The 20856-nt window shown below is 73.3% G+C and carries 17 protein-coding genes; 8 read left to right on the forward strand and 9 right to left on the reverse strand.

Going from position 1 to position 20856, the window contains the following annotated elements:
• Window positions 1–28: 28 nt before the first annotated feature.
• Complete coding sequence (locus OIU81_RS10740) at window positions 29–1576, reverse strand: HAMP domain-containing sensor histidine kinase (RefSeq protein ID WP_329146229.1); 1548 nt, start codon at window positions 1574–1576, stop codon at window positions 29–31.
• A gap of 1 nt (window position 1577) precedes the next feature.
• Complete coding sequence (locus OIU81_RS10745; RefSeq protein WP_329146231.1) at window positions 1578–2318, reverse strand: response regulator transcription factor; 741 nt, start codon at window positions 2316–2318, stop codon at window positions 1578–1580.
• Between the two features lie 237 nt (window positions 2319–2555).
• Here OIU81_RS10745 and OIU81_RS10750 point away from each other — a divergent pair, with 237 nt between their 5' ends.
• The 5 genes from OIU81_RS10750 to dgt all read left to right on the forward strand — a co-directional run bounded on the left by OIU81_RS10750 (window position 2556) and on the right by dgt (window position 7651).
• Window positions 2556–3764 carry a glycosyltransferase family 4 protein gene (locus OIU81_RS10750; protein WP_329146233.1) on the forward strand — a complete coding sequence of 403 codons (1209 nt, stop codon included), beginning with the start codon at window positions 2556–2558 and terminating at the stop codon, window positions 3762–3764.
• Between the two features lie 385 nt (window positions 3765–4149).
• Window positions 4150–4704, forward strand: a complete 555-nt coding sequence (locus tag OIU81_RS10755; RefSeq protein WP_329146235.1) for a GH25 family lysozyme — start codon at window positions 4150–4152, stop codon at window positions 4702–4704.
• A gap of 160 nt (window positions 4705–4864) precedes the next feature.
• Window positions 4865–5695, forward strand: coding sequence for an ammonia-dependent NAD(+) synthetase (gene nadE / locus OIU81_RS10760; protein ID WP_329146237.1), 831 nt, complete (start codon window positions 4865–4867; stop codon window positions 5693–5695).
• 228 nt (window positions 5696–5923) lie between these two features.
• Window positions 5924–6277, forward strand: coding sequence for a hypothetical protein (locus tag OIU81_RS10765; RefSeq protein WP_329146239.1), 354 nt, complete (start codon window positions 5924–5926; stop codon window positions 6275–6277).
• 48 nt (window positions 6278–6325) lie between these two features.
• On the forward strand, window positions 6326–7651 hold the full coding sequence (dgt, locus tag OIU81_RS10770; protein WP_329146240.1) for a dGTP triphosphohydrolase: 1326 nt from the start codon (window positions 6326–6328) through the stop codon (window positions 7649–7651).
• A 60-nt stretch (window positions 7652–7711) separates the two neighbouring features.
• On the opposite strand, the gene OIU81_RS10775 is transcribed toward dgt, so the two are convergent.
• The 7 genes from OIU81_RS10775 to OIU81_RS10805 all read right to left on the reverse strand — a co-directional run bounded on the left by OIU81_RS10775 (window position 7712) and on the right by OIU81_RS10805 (window position 14437).
• Window positions 7712–8596, reverse strand: coding sequence for a cytochrome c biogenesis CcdA family protein (locus OIU81_RS10775; RefSeq protein ID WP_329146243.1), 885 nt, complete (start codon window positions 8594–8596; stop codon window positions 7712–7714).
• Window positions 8593–9375 (reverse strand): DsbA family protein, encoded by a 783-nt coding sequence (locus OIU81_RS10780; RefSeq protein ID WP_329146245.1) that lies wholly within the window; start codon window positions 9373–9375, stop codon window positions 8593–8595. Before OIU81_RS10780 ends, OIU81_RS10775 begins: the two co-directional genes overlap by 4 nt.
• A gap of 58 nt (window positions 9376–9433) precedes the next feature.
• The gene (locus tag OIU81_RS10785) at window positions 9434–9934 is read right to left on the reverse strand and encodes a hypothetical protein (RefSeq protein ID WP_329146247.1); all 501 of its coding nucleotides are present in this window, start codon (window positions 9932–9934) and stop codon (window positions 9434–9436) included.
• Window positions 9935–10055: 121 nt separating this feature from the next.
• Complete coding sequence (locus OIU81_RS10790; RefSeq protein ID WP_329146249.1) at window positions 10056–10583, reverse strand: ATP-binding protein; 528 nt, start codon at window positions 10581–10583, stop codon at window positions 10056–10058.
• A gap of 274 nt (window positions 10584–10857) precedes the next feature.
• Window positions 10858–11625 carry an enoyl-CoA hydratase/isomerase family protein gene (locus OIU81_RS10795; protein WP_329146251.1) on the reverse strand — a complete coding sequence of 256 codons (768 nt, stop codon included), beginning with the start codon at window positions 11623–11625 and terminating at the stop codon, window positions 10858–10860.
• 81 nt (window positions 11626–11706) lie between these two features.
• Window positions 11707–12945 carry a L,D-transpeptidase gene (locus OIU81_RS10800; protein ID WP_443073966.1) on the reverse strand — a complete coding sequence of 413 codons (1239 nt, stop codon included), beginning with the start codon at window positions 12943–12945 and terminating at the stop codon, window positions 11707–11709.
• 175 nt (window positions 12946–13120) lie between these two features.
• Window positions 13121–14437: a L,D-transpeptidase gene (locus OIU81_RS10805; protein WP_329146253.1), complete on the reverse strand. Its 1317-nt coding sequence runs from the start codon at window positions 14435–14437 to the stop codon at window positions 13121–13123.
• A gap of 241 nt (window positions 14438–14678) precedes the next feature.
• Between OIU81_RS10805 and glgX the strand changes: the two genes are divergently transcribed.
• From glgX to OIU81_RS10820, 3 genes are all read left to right on the forward strand, one after another.
• Window positions 14679–16934, forward strand: a complete 2256-nt coding sequence (gene glgX, locus OIU81_RS10810) for a glycogen debranching protein GlgX (protein ID WP_329146255.1) — start codon at window positions 14679–14681, stop codon at window positions 16932–16934.
• 142 nt (window positions 16935–17076) lie between these two features.
• Window positions 17077–18906, forward strand: a complete 1830-nt coding sequence (locus tag OIU81_RS10815; RefSeq protein WP_329146257.1) for an ABC transporter ATP-binding protein — start codon at window positions 17077–17079, stop codon at window positions 18904–18906.
• Window positions 18903–20804 carry an ABC transporter ATP-binding protein gene (locus tag OIU81_RS10820; protein ID WP_329146259.1) on the forward strand — a complete coding sequence of 634 codons (1902 nt, stop codon included), beginning with the start codon at window positions 18903–18905 and terminating at the stop codon, window positions 20802–20804. Before OIU81_RS10815 ends, OIU81_RS10820 begins: the two co-directional genes overlap by 4 nt.
• The last annotated feature ends 52 nt before the right edge of the window (window positions 20805–20856 follow it).

Genomic DNA, 20856 nt, shown 5'->3' on the forward strand with positions numbered 1-20856 from the left:
CGGGTAGCGGCGGGACCGAGCCGCGGTGTCAGGCGCCCCCGGGCTCGCGCCCCGGGTGCGTCCGGGTGCCGGCGCCGCTCCCCTGTCCCGTGCCGACCGTGAACCCGAACGTGGCGCCGCCGCCCGGGCGGCGGGCGGCGAAGGCATGGCCGCCGTGGGCGGTCGCGATCTCGCGGACGATGGCGAGGCCGAGGCCGGAGCCGGGCAGTCCGCGGGCGGCAGCGGCGCGGTAGAAGCGGTCGAAGACCCGGGTGAGGTCCGCCTCGGCGATCCCGGGGCCGCGGTCGAGGACCTCGAAGCGGGCGCCGGTGACCACGACCTCGATCGGCTCCGTGCCGCCCGCGTCGAACTTGGCGGCGTTCTCCAGCAGATTGGTCAGCGCCCGGTGCAGCGCGGCGGACCGGCCCTCGACCACGGCCGGGCCGGCGGTCCGTACGGTGATCTCGCGGCCGGTGCGGCGGCGGGCGGAGGCGGCCGCCTTCTCCGCGACCTCGGCCAGGCTCACCTCGGACAGCGGGTCGTCGTCCCGCTGTCCGGCGGCCAGGTCCACCAGCTCGTTGACCAGATCGCTCAGCTCCCTGGCCTCGCCCGCCAGGTCGGCGAGCAGCTCCTCGCGGGCGTCCGGCGGCAGCTCGTCGAAGCGCTTGAGCAGCGAGATGTTGGTGCGCAGCGAGGTCAGCGGGGTGCGCAGCTCATGCCCGGCGTCCTGGACGAGGCGCTGCTGGTCCTGGACGGCGCTGGCCAGCCGGCCGAGCATGTCGTCGAAGGCCCGCCCGAGCCGGGCGACCTCGTCCCGCCCCGCCACCGGGACGGGGACGTCCAGCCGCCCGTGCTCCGCCACGCTCTCGGCGACCGAGGTCAGCCGCACCAGCCGGCCGGTGATCCGGCGCGCCAGCCACCAGCCGCCCGCCCCGGACAGCGCGATGACCGCGGCGGCCAGCAGGGCGGTGCGCTGCTGGAGCGCGGAGAGCAGATCCTCGGTCTCGCTGAACTTCTGGGCGACCTGGACCGCCCCGCGGCCGCCGCCGAGCGCGACGGTCGCGACGTGGTAGACGTCGTCGCCGACGTCCGCCTCCCGCTCCGCGTACCGGCCGGCGTGGGCGTCCCGGGCGATCCGCTGTTCCGCGGGGCCGGCCGGCAGGGCCGGGCTGCCGCGTTCCACGATCCGGCCGCCGGCGCCCAGGATCTGCACATCGGTGCGGGTGGGCCGGGTGAGGTCGTCGCGCGGCCCGTCGTGGTCGGGGTCGGAGGAGGCGTAGTCCCCGGGCGCCAGCGGCTTCTCCCGCACCTGGGTGCGCAGATCCCCCACGACCTCGGAGAACACCGATCTCTCGTCCACCCGCACCAGCCGGGCCGCCGCGTCGTAGCTGAGGAACCCGACGAGGACGGTCACCGCGGCGGCGCCGGCGGCGAAGGCCACCGCGAAGGCGGTGCGCAGGCTGGCCGGCTTACGGGTACGCAGCCAGGCGGCCTGCCCGCCGCTGCGCCAGGAACGCAGCCGGGCCCGCAGTCGGGACCGCAGCCCCCGGCCGGGCCGGGCGCCCGGACCGCTGCCTCCGCTGTGGGGCCCGGACATCTCAGTCCTCCCGCAGGACGTAGCCGACGCCGCGCACGGTGTGGATCAGCGGGCGGCTGCCCGGGACATCGACCTTGCGCCGCAGATAGCCCACGTACACCGCGAGGTTCTTCGAGCCCGGTCCGAAGTCGTAGCCCCAGATCCGGTCGTAGATCGTCGAATGATCCAGGACGATCCCGGCATTACGGGCGAGGAGCTCCAGCAGTTCGAACTCGGTCCGGGTCAGCTCCAGCTCCTGCTCCCCGCGCCAGGCGCGGCGCGAGGGGCCGTCGATCCGCAGGTCCGCCGCCTCGACGACACCGCTGTCCGCGGCCCGGGCCCCGTCCGCCTCCCCGGCGCCGTCGGCCCCGGCGCCCTCCGTCCCGGCCGGGACCGCCGACGTCCGCCGCAGCAGCGCCCGCAGCCGGGCGAAGACCTCCTCGACCTCGAACGGCTTGACCACGTAGTCGTCGGCCCCGGCGTCCAGTCCGGCGATCCGGTCGGCCGTCTCGACCCGGGCGGTGAGCATGAGGATCGGGGTGCGGTCCTGCTCGGCCCGCAGCACCTGGCACACCTGGAGCCCGTCGATCCCCGGCATCATCACGTCCAGCAGGATCACATCCGGCCGTTCGCGGTGCGCGGCGGCCAGCGCCTGGATCCCGTCCGCGACGGCGGTGACCTGGTAGCCCTCCAGGGTCAGGGCACGCTCCAGCGCGGTGCGGATGGGGCGGTCGTCCTCGGCGAGCAGCACGGAATGGGTCACGCGGGCCAGTGTGCCAAGGGCTCGGCGGCGCGGCGGCGGGCGGCCGGTCCGGCAACGGGTTTCTTACCCGCCTCTCACCCGTGGTTCTTACCGGGCTCTCACCCTGGCCACGCCATTGACTTACCCCTTACCGACACGGTTGCCCCCGTGCCGGACGGACCGGGCGCGACGACCGGGTCGCGAGGGGACCGGACGATCGGAACGACTCGGCACCTCTCGGGGAGAGCACCGCACCGTATGAAGATCACCCTGCTGCTGCACAACGCGTACGCCATCGGCGGCACCATCCGCACCACCTTCAACCTCGCCGCCGCCCTCGCCGACCGGCACGACGTCGAGATCGTCTCGATGCTGCGGCACCGCGAGGTCCCGCGGTTCACCCCGGACCCCCGGGTGCGGCTGATCCCGCTGGTGGACACGCGCGTCGGCAGCAAGGACATGGCCGAGCCCCTCTTCGGTGAGCCCGCGCAGGACTTCCCGCTCGCCGAGAAGCGCCACCACCAGTACAACCGGCTGGTCGACGTGCGCGCCGCGGAGTTCCTGCGGACCACGGACGCGGACGTGCTGATCGGCACCCGGCCCGGCATCAACGTCTACCTGGCCCTCTTCGGCCCCCACGGGGCGCTGCGGATCGCCCAGGAGCATCTGAGACACGACGCCCACAGCAAGCGGCTGCGCGCCGAACTCGCCCGCCACTACAGGTCGCTGGACGCCCTGGTCACCACGACCGAGGCGGACGCCGCCGTCTACCGGGCGCGGATGCCGCTGCCGGGGGTACGGGTCCTGGCGGTGCCCAACATCGTGCCCGCGCCGGACGGCCCGCCGTCCGAGGGCACCGCGAAGGTGATCGCGGCGGCCGGCCGGCTGGTCCGCGGCAAGCGCTTCGACCTGCTGATCGAGGCCTTCTCGGCGGTCGCCGCCAAGCACCCCGACTGGCAGCTTCGGATACACGGCGGCGGCGCCGAGCGGGAGCGGCTCCAGGGGCTGATCGACGGCCTCGGGCTGGGCCGGCAGGCGGAGCTGACCGGGCCGCGCTCGCCGATAGAGGCGGAGTTCGCCAAGGCCTCGATCGTCGCCTCGGCCTCGGACGCCGAGTCGTTCGGCATGACCATCGTCGAGGCGATGCGCTGCGGGGTGCCGGTGGTCAGCACCGACTGCCCGCTGGGCCCCGCCGAGATCATCGACAGCGGCAGGGACGGGCTGCTGGTGCCGCGCGGGGACGGCCAGGCGCTGGCCGGCGCCCTGCTGGAGCTCATCGAGGCCCCCGAGCGCCGCCGCGAGATGGCCGGGGCCGCGCGGGAGAGCGCGCACCGCTACGACCCACAGCCGATCGCCGAGCGCTATGCACTCCTCTTCGAGGACCTGCGCTCGACGCGCACCGGCCGGGCCTGGCAGCGGACCCTGGGCCGCGCCCGCAACCGTGTGCGACGGGCGCTGCGCCGCTGAGACGGCCGCCCGCGGACGGTGGACCGGACCACCCGCGTCCACCGGACCCGTCGTCAGTTCAGCCCTTCCGCAAGGAATTTCCCGACCACGATCTGGCGCCTTCCGGTATCGACATGCTGAACTGCTGGAAACTGCTGGAACGAAACTGAATCGCACGGAAGACGGAACGCTGAATCCCGGCCACACCGCATTGCGGGAACACAGCAGTTCGGGATCACAGCAGTTCTGGATCACGGCGGCGGCAGCGGACAGGAACACCGGGACACCCGTGCGCCGGGGCACAACGGCGCACAAAGGCAGGAACTCCACCACCCGTCGCAACACGGTTGCCGCTTCGAGCAGTTGACGCTTCGAATCCGCAGGTCCGATCGGCAGGAGGCCGTTCATGCTGCACGGTGTCGATGTCAGCTCCTACAACTCCTCATATTCCACCGAGGGGTTGGACTTCGTTTTCATCAAGGCCACCGAAGGCCGTTCCTACCTCAATCCGCACCAGTCCGCACAGGCGTCCCAGGCCCGTAAGGCGGGCTGTGTGGTCGGTTTCTACCACTTCCTGTGGCCGGGAAATATCGCCGCTCAGGCGAAATACTTCGTCGAAAAGTGCGCCTCGGTCCAGGGTGATCTCCTGGCCTGCGACTGGGAGCTCACCGGCGAGGGGACGTGTGCCAGCAATGCGCAGAAGGACCAGTTCCTGGCCGAGGTGAAGCGGCTGCGCCCCACCCACCGCGTGCTGCTCTACTGCAACCGCGAATTCTGGCTCCACCGCGACACCACGTCCTACGCGGCCGACGGCCTGTGGATCGCCGACTACGTCTCCGCCGGGAACCCACGGATCAAGGCGTCGTGGCGCATCCACCAGTACACCGACTCCCCGCTGGACAAGGACGTCGCGGACTTCGCGAGCAAGGCCGCCCTCAAGAAGTGGGCGCACCCGGCATAAGGTTTCCTACCGGCACGCCCCTTCGCGCCCCCGGGAGGCGCACGCGGCACACACACGCTGCGTACGCCTCGCGGAACAGCGCGTCACGCGGGACCCCGTGCCACCGGAACCGTGCGTCACGACAACGGCACGACGCACCACGAGAGACAGAGGAGCAGCCGTGACCGACCCGGCGTCCAAGGCCCTGCAGCAGGAGATCGCGCGGGATCTCCAGGTGACCGCGTCCTTCGACGCCGAGCAGGAGATCGAACGCCGGGTGGCCTTCCTCACCGCCCGGCTGACCTCCACGGGGCTGCGCGCCCTGGTCCTGGGGATCAGCGGCGGCGTCGACTCCACGACCACCGGGCGGCTCTGCCAGCTCGCCGTGGAGCGGGCCCGCGCCGCCGGGCACGAGGCGGCCTTCTACGCGATGCGGCTGCCGTACGGCGTCCAGGCGGACGAGAAGGACGCCCGGCGGGCGCTGGAGTTCATCCGCGCCGACCGGGAGCTGACCGTCGACATCCGCCCGGCGAGCGACGCGGCGCTGCAGGCCGCGATGGACGGCGGGCTCCTCTTCCGCGACGCCCACCACCAGGACTTCGTCCAGGGCAACATCAAGGCCCGTCAGCGCATGATCGCGCAGTACGCGGTCGCCGGAGCCCACGACGGCCTGGTCGTGGGCACCGACCACGCGGCCGAGGCGGTCTCCGGCTTCTTCACGAAGTTCGGTGACGGCGCGGCCGATGTGGTGCCGCTCACCGGCCTGACCAAGCGCCGGGTACGCGCCGTCGCGGCGGCGCTGGGCGCCCCGGCGGAGCTGGTCCACAAGGTTCCGACGGCCGATCTGGAGACGCTCGACCCGGGCAAGCCGGACGAGGACGCGCTCGGTGTGAGCTACGACCAGATCGACGACTTCCTGGAGGGCGGGCCGGTCGACGCCACAGCCGCCCGGGCCATCATCCGCCGCTACCGCCTCACCGAGCACAAGCGCGCCCTGCCGATCGCACCGTGAGGCCGCGGCGGCGGGGTCGGGCGGACCGGCGGGCGGGCGGCTGCGCCGTTCGGCCCCGACGGCTCGCCCCGCCCCGGCCCGCCGCGCCCACCCGTCATGCCCTGGCCAGGGGACCGTCACCGTCCCGGTGCTAAATCGTGGGCCGGAGCGGGCATGCATGCGGCCATGGGAAGCCGCGAAGTGCGATCGGAAGATCAACTGTCAGTGGGGCCGCCTACGCTCCGGGGCATGGGTGACGCAAACCTGCGCGAACTCCAGACCGCGCTGACCACCGCCTCCGACCTGGCCTCGTCCCTGCAGTCCGCGCCGAACCGGCGCGATGCGGACCAACTCGTGCACGTCCTGCGGCAGGCGCTGACCGCCGCCGGCTCGCTGGGGGCGGAGACCGGCCCGACCGGCTGCGCCATACACCCGCACGGCGCGGTCGACCCGCTGTACGGCGATCCCGAAGACCCCTTGCCGCCGGGCTACGGCAAGTGCCTGCTGTGCAACGACCGCCGGCGCCGGGCCGACGCCCACCCCCTGCACGCCCGCCCGCACGCCCGGCTCCCCCCGCGCTGGCGGCGCCGGCTGAACGCCTGAGCGACCACCGGCGGGCCCCGGCCCGGCCCGCCGGACTACCATCCGCGCATGCGACCTGCCAGATACAGCGATGAGGATCTCGAGCAGCACTCCCTGCGACGGCGGGTGTCCGACGACGGGCAGCGCTCCGGGTTCGAGCACGACGTCGACCGGATCCTGTACTCCACGCAGTGGCGGGCGCTGGCCGGCAAGAGCCAGGTGGTGGCGAGCGCCGAGCTGGGCGCGTACCACACCCGGCTGACGCACTCGATGAAGGTGGCACAGCTCGGCCGGCGGATGGCCGAGCGGCTGGAGCGCCAGTACGGCGGCCCGAATCCGGCGCTCGTCGAAGCGGCGTGCATGGCCCACGACATCGGCCATCCGCCCTTCGGGCACGCCGGTGAGCTGGCGCTGCGCGCCACGATGGACGAACTGCACTTCGCCGACGGCGTGCTGGACAGCTTCGAGGGCAACGCGCAGACCCTGCGGGTGCTGACCTTCCTCGCCGCCCACAAGTACCCGGGCCATCGCGGGCTGCATCTGACCCGCGCCTGCCTGGACGCCGCCACGAAGTACCCGTGGGAGCGCGCGCCCGTCGACCAGGATCCGGCGCGCCATGTGAAGTGGGGGGTGTATGTCGCCGACCGGGAGGCGTTCTCCTGGGTGCGGGCCGGCCGTACGGACACCGCCGTCCCGGTCGAGGAACAGGTCATGGACTGGGCGGACGACGTCACCTACGCCTGTCACGACGTCGAGGACTTCTACCGCACGGGCCTGATCCCGCTGGCCGCGCTGTTCCCGCCGGACGGCACCGCGGGCGCCGAGACCGAGCGGGAGACCCTGCGCTTCCTGGACTATGTGCAGGCCAAGCGGGCGCGCGCGGGCGAGGCCTTCGACCGGGACGCGGCGCTGGTGATGATGGCGGACATCGGCAAGCGGCTGGCGGTGCCCGCGCCGTACAGCGGCAGCCATGAGGACGCGGTCGCGGTCAACCGCCGCACCGCCGATCTGATCTCGTACTTCACCCGCGGGATCGAGCTGGAGGTGGGCGGCGAGGCCGCGATCCGCTACGGGGCGCAGCTGGTGATCCCGGCGGAGCGGCGAGACGCCTGCGATCTGCTCAAGGAGCTGGTGTGGTGCTACGTCATCGACCGCCCCGCCCTGGCCACCCAGCAGCACGGCAAGCGGCGGGTGGTCAGCGAGCTGCTGCGCTGGAGCCATGACGCGCCCGAGCTGCTGCCGCCGGACCGCGCGGAGGAGCTGGCGCTGCACGGCGACCGGCTGCGGGCGGCCGCGGACCATGTCGCCTCGCTGACCGAGGACCAGGCCCTGGCACTGCACCGCCGGCTGTCCGGCACGGGACTGGGGTCGGTCAACGACAACGTGTGGCTGTGAGACCGGAGCGGGCCGGGCCGGTGCCGCCGTGTAACGGCCCGGCCCGGCCGCGGGCGGCACCTAGTCGGTGCCGCCCTCCCGCTGCCCGGCCCCGCTCCGTGGCCGCTCCGCCCCGTCCTGCGGGGGCTTCTTCTCCGGCCGGAGCGCGATCCGGCCCAGCACCGCCGCGACGAGCAGCGCGGCCACCGCGACCAGGGCGTAGTCCGGAACGGCGTTCCCGAGCCGCCTGGCCCATTCCTCGACCCGGAATTCGGCGTCCGCGTCGAGGATTCCGGGCAGCGCGCTGGTCCCGTTGAAGCGCAGGAACAGCACGCCGATGCCGAGGAAGAACACCCCGGACAGCAGCGAGGTGGTGTGCAGCCGCAGCCTGCCCAGGGTGAATTCCCGGCCCCGCAGCCAGCCCCGGGTGCCGAGCTTGCAGCGGTCCCACAGCAGTGCCAGCACGAACAGCGGCAGCGCCATGCCCAGCGCGTAGACGGCGAGCATCGAGGCGCCGTACACCGGTGAGCCGCTGACCGCGGTGACCGTCAGCACCGCGCCGAGGATCGGCCCCGCGCAGAAGCCGGCCAGGCCGTAGACGCAGCCGAGCAGAAACGTGGAGACCGCGGAGCGGGGGGTGATCCGCGCGGCCGCGGCCTGCGCGCGGCGGGAGGCGAAGCCCAGGCCGAGGATCTGGGCGAGGCCCAGGGCGATGACGATCCAGCCGCCCAGGGCGATCAGCAGCTCCCGGTGTCCGTTGAACAGCCGGCTGGCCGCCGTACTGGCCGCGCCCAGCGGCACCAGCGTCGTGGCCAGCCCCAGATAGAACACTCCGGTACGGGCCACCAGCCGGCCGGGGGTCGAGAGGGAGTAGGCGAAGAACGCCGGCAACAGCAGGGCGCTGCACGGGCTGAGCAGGGCCAGCGCCCCGCCCAGGAATGCCGCGAGGTAGCCGATGTCGCTCACTTCCCGGCCCCCTTGGCCGCGGGCTGGTGCTTCGCCGCCCGTGCGGCCTCCTCGACAGCCTGGGAGAAGACTTCGAGGGGCTGGGCGCCGGCCACCGGCCGGCCGTTGACCAGGAAGGACGGGGTGGACTGCACGCCCAGCTGGTAGCCCTCGTCCTGATCCTTCTTCAGCGCCTTGTCGGCGTCCGCGCTCTTGATGTCCGCACGGAACCGGTCGATGTCCTTGACGCCGCTGCCGCGGGCCAGGTCGACGAGCTTGTCCTCGGCGAGCGCCGCGCCCTTGCGGGTCTTGGCGTACAGCGCGTCGTGCAGCTGCCAGAACCTGCCCTGCTGCCCCGCGGCCCAGGAGGCGCGGGCGGCCCGCTCGGAGTCGGCGCCGAAGACGGTGAAGTTGCGGAACTCGATGCGCAGGGTGCCCGCGTCGACATACTTCTTGATCAGCTCGGGCTGGGTCTCGCGGGTGAAGCGGCCGCAGAACGAGCACTGGTAGTCGGCGTACTCGACCAGCACCACCGGGGCGTCCTTCTTGCCGACGGCCAAGGGGTCGCCGTCCGCGCGGCGGCTGGTCCGCCGGGCGAGGTCGTCGAACATCTTCTGCTGGGCCGGGTCGTCTCCGGCCTCGGGCGAGGAGCCGGACCCGGGTGCGGCGCCGGAGGCGGTCTCGCCGCCGCCGGCGGTGGACTTGGCGATGACGACGCCGATGGCGATCACGGCGACCACGAGCGCGAGGACCGCGCCGACGGCGGCCAGTTTGCGGGTGCGGGAAGCGGAGGCGGGCATGCAAAAGCTCCAGACGTACGGAGGGGGAATTCAAGGCCGGGTGCGTCGGGGCAGCGGCCTATATCCGCAGTACGGGCAGGAGCGAGGTGTCGTCGACGGCGGGTGCGGCATCCGTCGGTGGCCGGGCGAGCGCGTGCTGCGCGGGCAGGTCGGCGGCCCGCGGTCCGGTGCCGGCGGTCGCGGGGGCGAGCGGCTCACCGCGGTGCGGGGTGGGCAGCGGGGCGGACTCGTCGGTCCCCGGGGCGTGCCGGTTGGAGCAGCGCTTGGGCGCGGCGGCGACGGCGAGGGGCGCGCGGTCGTCGAGCTGCGGACCGCCGTGGGCGGCGGCCGGGCGCGGCGCGCCGGCCGCGTCCGCCGGACGCGCGGCACCGGGAACCGCACCGGCGGCGGCGTGGGCACCGTCGGAGGCCACCAGGCCCGTCCGCCAGTGCGCCGCGGCCGTCGCCGCGCGGCCCGCCAGCCAGGCCTGGTCGCCGCCGATCCGGCACAGCAGCGGCCCGAAGGTGACGGCGAGGAGGAGCAGCAGCGTCAGCGCGGCCGACCGGCGCACAGCGTGCATGTCCCGTCCCCTCCGTCCCGCGTGAGCATGAACGGCCCATCCTACGGATCGTCCTCGCACGGGCGGCGCACCGGCCGGGCACGGGGCACGTCGTGGTCCCGGCGGGGGGAACGGCCGGCCGTCAGCGGTCGGCGATCCGTACCTCGAACCAGGTCGTCTTGCCGCGGGGCAGCAGATCCACGCCCCAGCGGTCGGAGAGGGTGTCGACGAGGAAGAGCCCGCGGCCGCTGAGGTCCATCTCCTGGACCGGCATGAGGCACGGCAGCCCGCGGGAGGGGTCGCGGACCTCGATGCGGATCCAGCCGCGGCGGCGCAGCATCCGCAGCCCGAAGGTGCGGGCGCCGGTGTGGCGTACGGCATTGCCGACGAGTTCGGAGACGAGCAGGACGGCGTGCTCGGCGAGCTGTGGCGTCAGGGACCACTGCTTGAGGAGCACGGCGGCGGTCAGCCGGCGGGCGATCCCGGCGGACTGCGGGCGGGAGGGCAGCCGGACCTCACCGAGGGTGGGTTCGGCGGCCGGGTCGAGAGCGGTGGACACCGGGCCGCGGGGCAGCGGCACCGGTTCACCGTCGCTCCCGGACATGCCCCGGTGTGCGGCGGCCGGATCGTTCCCCGGCCGCGGCTGCTCCATTTCTTCGAGGCCCGCCATGCCCCCATCATGGCCGCTGTCCGGCGCCCACGGGGGTGGAACCGAGGGAATCCGCTGTCCGGAATCGTCGGTTCCATACCCCCGGGTCGACATATGCCAACGGCAGTTAAGGTTCTGGCAGAATCGGCTGACCTGCGACGACATCGGGCGTGCGGGCGAGCGGCCCGATGCGCCAACAAGGTTGCCTTAAGGCGCAATTAAGTTTTCCGTCATTCGCCCACAAGGGGCATCGCGCACCGGGCAAACCTCAGTCATCCCGCCAACATCAGTGGTTTCAGCGGAACTTGGCCTTTCCGGGCCCCTCCTCGACGAAGCTGCGCATGCCGGTCTCGCGGTCCTCGGTCGCGAACAGCCCCGCGAACCAGTTGCGTTCGATGGTCAGGCCGGTGTCGATGTCCGTCTCCAGGCCCGCGTCGACGGACTCCTTCGCGGCCCGCAGCGCCAGCGCCGGACCGGCCGCCAGCCGCGCCGCCCAGGCATGCGCCTGCTCGTACACCTCGGCGGCCGGCACCACCCGGTCGACCAGGCCGAGCGTGAGCGCCTCGTCGGCCTTCACCTGACGGCCGGTGAAGATCAGGTCCTTGGCCTTGGACGGGCCCACCAGCCGCGCCAGCCGCTGGGTGCCGCCGGCTCCCGGGATCAGGCCCAGCAGGATCTCCGGCTGGCCGAGCTTGGCGCTGTCGGCGGCGATCCGGAAGTCCGCACAGAGCGCCAGCTCACAGCCGCCGCCCAGGGCATAGCCGGTGAGCGCGGCGACCACCGGCTTGGGGATCCGGGCCACGGCGGTGAACGCGTCCTGCAGGGCCTTGGACCGGACGACCATGGCCGCGTGGTCCATGACCTGCATCTCCTTGATGTCCGCACCGGCGGCGAACACCTTCTCCCCGCCCCACAGGACGACGGCGCGCACCTCGTCGCGGCGGGTGACCTCCTCGGCCAGCTCGCGCAGCCGGTCCTGGGTGGCGATGTCCAGGGCGTTCATGGGCGGACGGTCCAGGCGGATGGTGCCGACGCCGTCGGCGACCTCGAGATTCACAGTCATGCCGGAAGGTTAGTACGCGTTAACGCGCGCGGACCCGGTGCACTCGGTCACAGTGCACCGGGTCCGTCCGCCGCGGCCGTCCTACCGGCCGGCCTTCCACTTCTCCCAGGAGAGGTTCCAGTCGCTGAAGCCGTTGTCCGGCTGGATGGTTTCGTCGTGCGAGTTCTTGACGATGACCACGTCGCCGATGACGGAGTTGCGGAAGAACCACGCCGCCGGGGTGGAGCTGTCACCGCCGCCGCGCTGGTCGAAGAGGCCCACACAGCCGTGGCTGGCGTTGCGGGTGCCGAAGGCGGCCCTGCCCGACCAGTAGTTGCCGTGGATGAAGGTGCCGGAGTTGCTCAGCCGCATCGCATGCGGCACGTCCTTGATGTCGTACTCGCCGCCGAAGCCCACGGTGTCGCCGTTCATCCGCGTCACGAGGTGCTTCTCGCTGATGACCATCTTGCCGTTGTACGTCTCGGTGCCCGGTCCGCCCGAGGTGATCGGGATGGTCTTGATCTTCTTGCCGTCGCGGACCACGGTCATCTGCTTCGAGGCGGCGTCGACCGTGCTCACCTGGCTGCGCCCGACGGTGAAGGAGACTTCCTTGGCCTGGGTGCCGTAGACACCGGGGCGGCCCTCGACGCCGTTGAGGTTCAGCTTGAGGGTGACCTTGGTGCCGGGCGCCCAGTACGTCTCGGGGCGGAAGTCGAGCCGGTCGTTGCCGAACCAGTGGCCCTCGACCGGCACCGACGGCTTCGCGCTGACCTCGATGGCGTCCTCGACGGCCTTGGGGTCGGTGATGCCGCGGGTGAAGTGGAGCGAGACCGGCATCCCGACGCCGACCTGCTGGCCGTCCTCCGGGCTGTACTGGCCGACGAAGGTGTTCTTGGGGACGAGGGTGGTGAAGCTGGAGTGCTCGGCGGCCTCCTTGCCCTGGCCGTCCACCGCTATGGCATCGACCTTGTACTCCGTCGAGGCGCCGAGATGGCCGCTCGGCTGCCACAGGGCGCCGTTGCCCGCCGTCTTCCCCTCGACCTCGTTGCCCTTGGCGTCCTTGACCTTGACGGACTTGAGCTTGCCGTTGCGGGCGGTCACCTTCAGCGCGCCGCTCGTGGCGACGCCGTCCGCGCCGTCCTTGGGCGCTATCGTCACGGCCGCCTGCGAGGCGGCCTTGTCCCCGCCGGCCTTGCCGGCCGCCTTCCCCTCGTCACCGTCGCCCCCGCAGGCGGTCACCAGCAGCAGCATCGCGCCGAGCAGCAACGCGAGCGGGCCACCCCCCTTGTGCGGCAACCGACGCCGGCGAGCCGGCACCCCCGAATTCGGCTGGACGTTCACGACTGGCCCCTTTTCCCCTCGCACGGCCCGCGGTCCCCCGCACGCGGCTGCGCACAGCCGCGTGCTTGGCGTTAGATAACCACACCGCAGTGACAGTGAACTCCCCGCGGAGGTCACCGTTTAGTCCCAAGTGCGGGGGTGGTGCGGGAGCAGTGCGCCGCCGGGCCGGCGCGGGTCAGTGCAGCGCGGACCCGGCCCGCCACGGTCCCCAGGGCAGGTTCCAGCCGCCGAGGCCGTTGTCGGGTGCGACCGTGCGCTCCGGGGAGTGCTCCACCACCACGGTGTCGCCGACGATCGAGCGGCCGAAGAACCAGCCGGCCGGGGTGTGCGGGCCGCCGCCCTTGATGTCCCGCAGCCCGACGCAGCCGTGGCTGGTGTTCAGGCCGCCGAAGACCTCGGGCGGCGCCCAGTAGTTGCCGTGCAGAAAGGTCCCGGACCGGGTCAGGCGCATGGCGTGCGGCACGTCCGGGATGTCGTACTCGCCGCCGAAGCCCACGGTGCCGCCGTTCATCCGGGTCACCGAATGCCGCTCCAGGATCACCATCGTCCCGTTGTAGGTGGGGTTCTCGTCGTCGCCCGCGGTGACCGGCAGGACGGCCGCCACCCGGCCGTTCTGCCGCACCGTCAGGGTGTGCCGGGCGGCGTCGATGACGCTGACCTGGTCCCGTCCCACCCGGTAGCGGACGGTCTTGCGCTGGATCCCGTAGGAGCCGGGGCCGGCCTTCACCCCGCGCAGCCGCAGCTGCACCGTGATCGTGGTGCCCGGCCGCCAGCGCGCACGGGGCCGGAAGTCCAGCCTGCGGTGGCCGAACCAGTGGGCGGCGACGTCGACGGCGGGCCGGGCGCCGACCGTGACGGCGCGTTCGACGGCCGCGCGGTCGGCTACCGGCCGGTTGAAGACCAGCGAGAAGATCAGGCCGGTGCCGACCGTGGTGCCGCTCTGCGGTGAGAAGTAGCCGATCAGCCGGCGGTCGGGGGCGGCGGTGGTGAAGGTGGTGTGGCGCAGGGCGCGACGGCCCGCGCCGTCCAGCGCGACCGCGTCCACGCTGTACTTCGCCCCGAGTTGCAGGCGGGCGTGCGCCGGCCGCCAGCTCAGCCCGTCCGGCGCGATCCGCCCGGCGACGGGCCGGCGGCCGGCCGTACCGGTCCGGCTGACCGAGACCCGCTCCAGCCGCCCCTGCGGTACCCGGATCTCGAACCGCCCGTCGGCCCGTACGCCGTGCGCGCCGTTGTGCGGGACGACCCGGATCGTCTCCTCCCGGGAGCGCGGCTTGTCGCCGGTGAACACCTCCGCGTCCGCGCAGCCGGCCAGCGCCGCCGCCCCCGCGAGCCCGGCCAGGGCGGCGAGGGCGAGGCGGACCCGCCCGGCAGGCCGTGCCGCCGTTCCCCGGCCCGCCCGGCGGCGCGTCCGGCCCGGCACGCGGTCCCGCCCACGGGCTCTGCCGCGGAGGTGCGCTCGGTCCCCTGCTCGGTCCTGCTGATGGGCGGTCATATACCGGATTGTGACGGATGAGGCGCGAGATAGGACGTATGCCGCGTAACGGAATGTCACGGACAGCGTGGGGCGAACGGCAAGCCCCCGCCGCGGGACGCGTGAGGCAACGCCCGGTTGCGGGAAGAACAACGGGGAGGGCGGGACACCTGCACGGCCGGGACTCCCCCAGCTCACGCTGGGAGGTGCCCCCATGCCGGGGCTCCGCCCGACCGAGCCATGAGCCGCAGGAGGCCGGCACGTGTCGAGCGCACCCGAGCGGGAGGCGGTGGCGGACGAACCGCTCGCCCCACCCGCGGACATCCGCCCCGGCAGCCCCACCCCCCTCGGGGCCCGCCACCGCACCGGCCCCGACGGCATCACCGGCACCAACTTCGCCCTCTGGGCGGGCGGCGCCGAGGCCGTGGAGCTGTGTCTCTTCGACGACGCGGAGCGCGAGACGCGCCATCCGCTCACCGAGCTGACCCATGAGATCTGGCACGGCTTCCTGCCCGGAGTCGGCCCCGGCCAGCGCTACGGCTACCGGGTCCACGGCCGCTGGGACCCCTGGACCGGCGCCCGCTGGAATCCCGCGAAGCTGCTGCTGGATCCGTACGCCAGAGCCGTGGACGGCGACTTCGGCGCCCGTACGGAACCGGCCGGCCCGGAGCCGGCGCTGCCCGCCCCGCTCTACGGGCACGTCCGCGACTGGCCGCAGCAGCAGCTCGCCGACACCGTGCGCGACGACCGGGACTCGGCGCCCTACGTCCCCAAGGGCGTGGTGGTCGGCGAGGACACCGCGGACGAGGGCGGCGCCGACGAGTGGCAGGACGACCGCCGGCCCAAGACACCCTGGCCGGATTCCGTGCTCTACGAACTGCATGTGCGGGGCTTCACGATGCGCCACCCCGGCATCCCGGAGCGGCTGCGCGGCACCTACGCCGGGCTGGCGCACCCCGCCGCGCTGGAGCACCTCGTCCGGCTCGGGGTCACCGCCGTCGAACTGCTGCCCGTCCATCAGTTCGCGCACGAGGACCACCTGGTGCGCCGGGGGCTGCGCAACTACTGGGGCTACAACTCCGTCGGCTACTTCGCGCCACACGCCGGATACGCGGCCACCGGCACCCGGGGGCAGCAGGTCGGCGAGTTCAAGCGGATGGTGCGGGCGCTGCACGACGCCGGCATCGAAGTGATCCTCGACGTCGTCTACAACCACACCGCGGAGGCCGGCGAGCTGGGCCCGACGCTCTCCCTGCGCGGCATCGACAACCGCGGCTACTACCGTCTGGCGGGCGACGCGCGCCGCTACGCCGACTACACCGGCTGCGGCAACACCCTGCACGTCGTCCAGCCCCATGTGCTGCGGCTGATCACCGATTCGCTGCGCTACTGGGTCACCGAAATGGGCGTGGACGGCTTCCGCTTCGATCTGGCGGCCGCGCTGGCCCGTTCCCTGCACGACGTCGACATGCTCTCCCCGTTCCTCGCCGTGATCGCCCAGGACCCGGTGCTGCGCCGGGTCAAGCTGATCGCCGAGCCCTGGGACGTGGGCTCCGGCGGCTATCAGGTCGGCGCCTTCCCCCCGTTGTGGACGGAGTGGAACGACCGCTACCGCGACACCGTCCGCGACTTCTGGCGCGGCGCCCAGCACGACGTGCGCGATCTGGGCTACCGGCTCTCCGGGTCGAGCGACCTCTACGCCTGGGGCGGCCGCCGCCCGTACGCCTCGGTCAACTTCATCACCGCGCACGACGGCTTCACCCTGCGCGATCTGGTCACCTACGAGCACAAGCGCAACGCCGACAACGGCGAGGGCAACCGGGACGGCACCCACGACAACCGCTCCTGGAACTGCGGCGCCGAGGGCGAGAGCGACGACCCGGACGTCACCGCGCTGCGCCACCGCCAGCTACGCAACCTGCTGACCACCCTCCTGCTGTCCACGGGCGTGCCGATGCTGGTGGCCGGCGACGAGATGGGCCGCACCCAGCACGGCAACAACAACGCCTACTGCCAGGACAACCCCACCAGCTGGCTGGACTGGTCGCTCCTGGACGACCCGCGGTGGCGCCCGCTGGCCGGCCTCACCGCCCGCCTCATCGCCCTGCGCCGTGCCCACCCGGTGCTCCGGCGCCGGGCGTTCTTCTCCGGCCGGCCGCATCACCAGGGGGGCCTGCGCGATCTGGCCTGGTTCACCGCGGACGGCACGGAGATGACCGCCCAGGACTGGTACACCCCCGGGGCCACGCTGGGCATGTACCTCTCCGGGAACGACATCTCCCAGCGCGACGAGCGGGGCCTGCGCATCGTCGACGACAGCTTCCTCGCCGTCCTGCACGCCGCCGACCGGCCCCGCCGGATCACCCTCCCCGGACCGCCCTGGGCGCGTGCCTACGAACTCCTCGTCGACACCGCACGGGAGGAGCAGCCGGGACCGGCGGAGCCGCCCCGGGCGGCGGGCGGCACGCTCACCCTGGCCGGGCGGTCGGTGGTGCTGTTCCGGGCCGTACCGGGGTGAGGCGCGGGCCCGGCGGCCGGTACGCGGGCGGCGGGCGGCGCGCAGGCGGCGGGCCGCCGACGGCTCGAAACAGCGGGTCGCGGCGGTGCGCGGCAGAAATCCACATGAGCGTTGTCAGTGGGGCGCCTTACGCTCGCGAGTGATGGCCGACACCGCGCAGACGACGAACCCGACCGACCGGACCGACTTACCCCAACGCTCCGCAGTGCGCTCGCTGTTGCGCCTGTGGCCGTTCATCCGCCCGGTGCGGGCGCGCCTGGGCACGGCCGCGTGCGTGGCGGTGCTCGCCTCGTGCATCAGCCTGGTCATCCCACTGGTGCTCAAGTGGCTGGTGGACGGGCCGGTGGCGGAGCGCGACCCGGGCGGGGCGTGGCTCGGCGGCGCCTTCCTGCTGCTTCTCGGGCTGGCGGAGGCGCTGCTGTTCGGGCTGCGGCGCTGGCTGGTGGCGCGCCCGCTGGCCGGGGTCGAGGCGGCGATGCGCGAGACGCTGTACCGCCATGTGCAGCGGCTGCCGGTCGCCTTCCACGACCGCTGGCCCTCGGGCCAGTTGCTGTCGCGGGGGACCACCGACCTTCAGCTGCTGCGGATGTTCTTCGCCTTCCCGCTGACATTCCTGCTGGTCAACGGGGTGACCATCCTGGTGGGCGCGGTGATCTTGATGGTGCAGCGCTGGTCGCTGGGGCTGGTGCTGCTGGCGCCGGTGCTGCCGCTGATGGTGCTGTGCTCGGTCTTCGAGTCGAAGTACGGGCGGGCGGCGCGCCGGGCCCAGGACCAGGTCGGCGATCTGACGACCGTGGTCGAGGAATCGGTGCTCGGCATCCGCATCATCAAGGGCTTCGGACGCCATCGCAGCCAGGCCCGGGCCTTCCGGGAGCTGACCCGCGATCTGCGGGCCACCGAGCTCGGCAAGGCCCGTCTGCTGGCCTGGATCTGGGGCTGCATCACCGCCTTTCCGGAGCTGGCGATCGGCGGTGCCCTGGTGTGCGGTGCGGTGCAGGTGGCGGACGGCGAGCTGTCCGCGGGCACCCTCGTCGCGTTCCTGTCGACGGCGCTGGCGCTGAGCTGGCCGGTGGACTCGATCGGCTTCCTGCTGGCCATGAGCAACGAGGCGGCGGCGGCCACCGACCGGTACTTCGAGGTGATGGACGAGCCGGCGGTGGAGGACGCGCCGGCCCGGGAGGCCGTGGCCCCGGAGGAGGTCGCCGGTGCCTCCGGGGCCGCCGGTGCCGAGGGGCTGGTCTTCTCCGGTGTCGCCTTCCGCTACCCCGACGCGCCGCCCGGCTCCCCGCCCCTCCTGCGGGACATCACCCTGCACATCCGGCCCGGCGAGACGATGGCGCTGGTCGGGGCGACGGGCAGCGGGAAGACCACGCTGACGGCGCTGGTGCCCCGGCTGTACGACCCCACCGCGGGCCGGATCAGCCTCGACGGACGGGATCTGGCGACGATCGGCCGGGACGAGGCCCGCGCCATGGTCGCGGTGGCCTTCGAGGAACCGACCCTCTTCTCGGCCACCGCCGCGGAGAACGTCCTGATGGGCGGCGAGGGCGTCCAGGACGGCGAGCTGCGGCGGGCGTTGGCGGTGGCCCAGGCCGAGGGCTTCGTCGACGCCCTTCCGGAGGGCGGCGCGACCCAGGTCGGCGAGCAGGGCCTGAGCCTGTCCGGCGGGCAGCGGCAGCGGCTCGCCCTGGCCCGTGCCGTGGTCGGCCGGCCGCGCTTCCTGATCCTCGACGATCCGCTCTCCGCCCTCGATGTGCACACCGAGGCCCTGGTGGAGGCGGCGCTGCGCCAGGTCCTGTCGACCACCACGGCGCTGGTCGTCGCCCACCGGCCGTCGACGGTCCTGCTCGCCGACCGGGTGGCACTGCTGTCCGGCGGCCGGATCGCCGCCGTCGGCACCCACCACGAACTGCTCCGGGACCACCCCGAGTACGCCGCGCTGATGTCGGGAGAGGGAGAGGGCGCCCGATGACCACCACCACGGCCGGACTGCCGTCCGACAACCCCGAGGACCGCGCCGGTCCGCCCCGGCGGCCGGAGCCGCCCCCGACCGGGCCGGCGCCCGGGGAGCCCCCGGCGGCCGACTCGTTCGCCCGCGATGTGCTCCCCGCTCCCCGGGGCGCCTCGCGCGCCCTGCTCGCCTCCCTGCTGGCGCCGCACCGGCGCCGCGTCGGGGTGGTGGCCGTCCTGCTGCTGCTCCAGCAGGCCGCCGTGCAGGCCGGGCCGCTGCTGGTCGCCTATGCGCTCGACCGTGCGGTGCCGGCGCTGCGGGCGGGCGCGCACGGGCCGCTGGTCACCGTGGCGGTGGCGGCCGCCCTGTGCGCGGTGGCCTCCGGCGCGCTGCAGTTCTGCTTCATCCAGCTCGCCGCGCGCATCAGCCAGGACGTGCTGCTCGATCTCCGCGGCCGGATCTTCCGCCATGCCCAGGCGCTGAGCCTGGACTTCCACGAGCGCTACACCTCCGGCCGGCTGATCTCCCGGGCCACCACGGACGTGGAGTCGCTGCGCGAACTCCTCGACGAGGGGCTGCAGGAGCTGATCACGATCGTCCTGTCGACGGTCTACATCACCGTGACCCTGCTCTGGCTGGACCTGGGCCTGGGCGCGGCCGCCCTGGCCTCCGGCGCCCCGCTCGCCCTCCTCCTGCGCTCCTTCCGGCACCGCTCGCACCGCGTCTACCGCGCCAAGTCCTCGGCCATGGCGAACGTCATCGTGAAGTTCACCGAGACCCTCAACGGCATCCGCCCGGTGCAGGCGTTCCGCCGGGAGCGCGCCAACGACGCCGCCTTCGCCCGGCTGAACCACCACCACGAGCGGATCAACGGCGACACCCTCCTGGAACTGGCCCGCTATGTGGTCCGCTCCCGGCTGGTGGCCAATGTCGCGCTCGCCGCGATCGTGCTGTGGGGCGCCTCCCGCGTCGCCTCGGAGAGCCTCCCGCTCGGCGTGCTGGCCGCCGCGGTGCTCTATCTGCGCCGCCTCTACGACCCGATCGACCGGCTCGGGATGTTCCTCAACTCCTATGAGTCCGCGGCCGCTTCCCTCCACAAGATCGCCGGACTCCTCGCCCGGCGCCCCTCCGTCCCGGAGCCGGCCGCCCCGGCCGCCCTGCCCCCGGTAGCGGCCGAGCGGCCGGGCCGCGAGGTCGCCTTCCACGGGGTGGGGTTCGCCTACCGCACGGGCGGCGAGGTGCTGCCGCGCTTCGATCTGACCCTGGCGGCCGGTGAGACCGTCGCCGTGGTGGGCGCCACCGGCGCCGGCAAGTCCACCCTCGCCAAGCTGCTGGCCCGCTTCTACGACCCCAGCGTGGGCCGGGTGCTGCTCGACGGCGTCGATCTGCGCGAGCTGTCCACCGGCACCCTGCGCCGCGCCGTCGTCATGGTCACCCAGGAGGCGTTCCTGTTCTCCGGCACGGTCGCCGACAACATCGCGCTTGGCCGCCCGGACGCCTGCCGCGAGGAGGTCGAACGCGCCGCGAAGGCCATCGGCGCCCATGACTTCATCACCGCCCTGCCGGACGGCTACGACACCGACGTCCGTAAGCGCGGCGGCCGCATCTCCGCCGGTCAGCGTCAGCTGGTCGGCTTCGCCCGGGCCCTGCTCGCCGACCCCGCCGTCCTGATCCTCGACGAGGCCACCAGCTCCCTGGACATCCCCGGCGAACGCGCGGTGCAGCGCGCCATGGACACCGTGCTCCGGGGCCGTACCTCCCTGGTGATCGCGCACCGCCTCTCCACGGTCGAGATCGCCGACCGGGTCCTGGTCATGTCCGACGGCCGGATCGTCGAGGACGGCCCGCCCGATCGGCTCATCGCGGACCGGGGCCGGTTCGCGCAGTTGCACCAGGCGTGGCGGGACAGCGTGGGGTAACGGCAGGGGCGGGGCGGGTGCCGGCCCCTCGCATCCCAACTGGCCGACGGAC

The sequence above is a fragment of the Streptomyces sp. NBC_01454 genome (assembly GCF_036227565.1).
Taxonomy (GTDB): Bacteria; Actinomycetota; Actinomycetes; order Streptomycetales; family Streptomycetaceae; genus Streptomyces.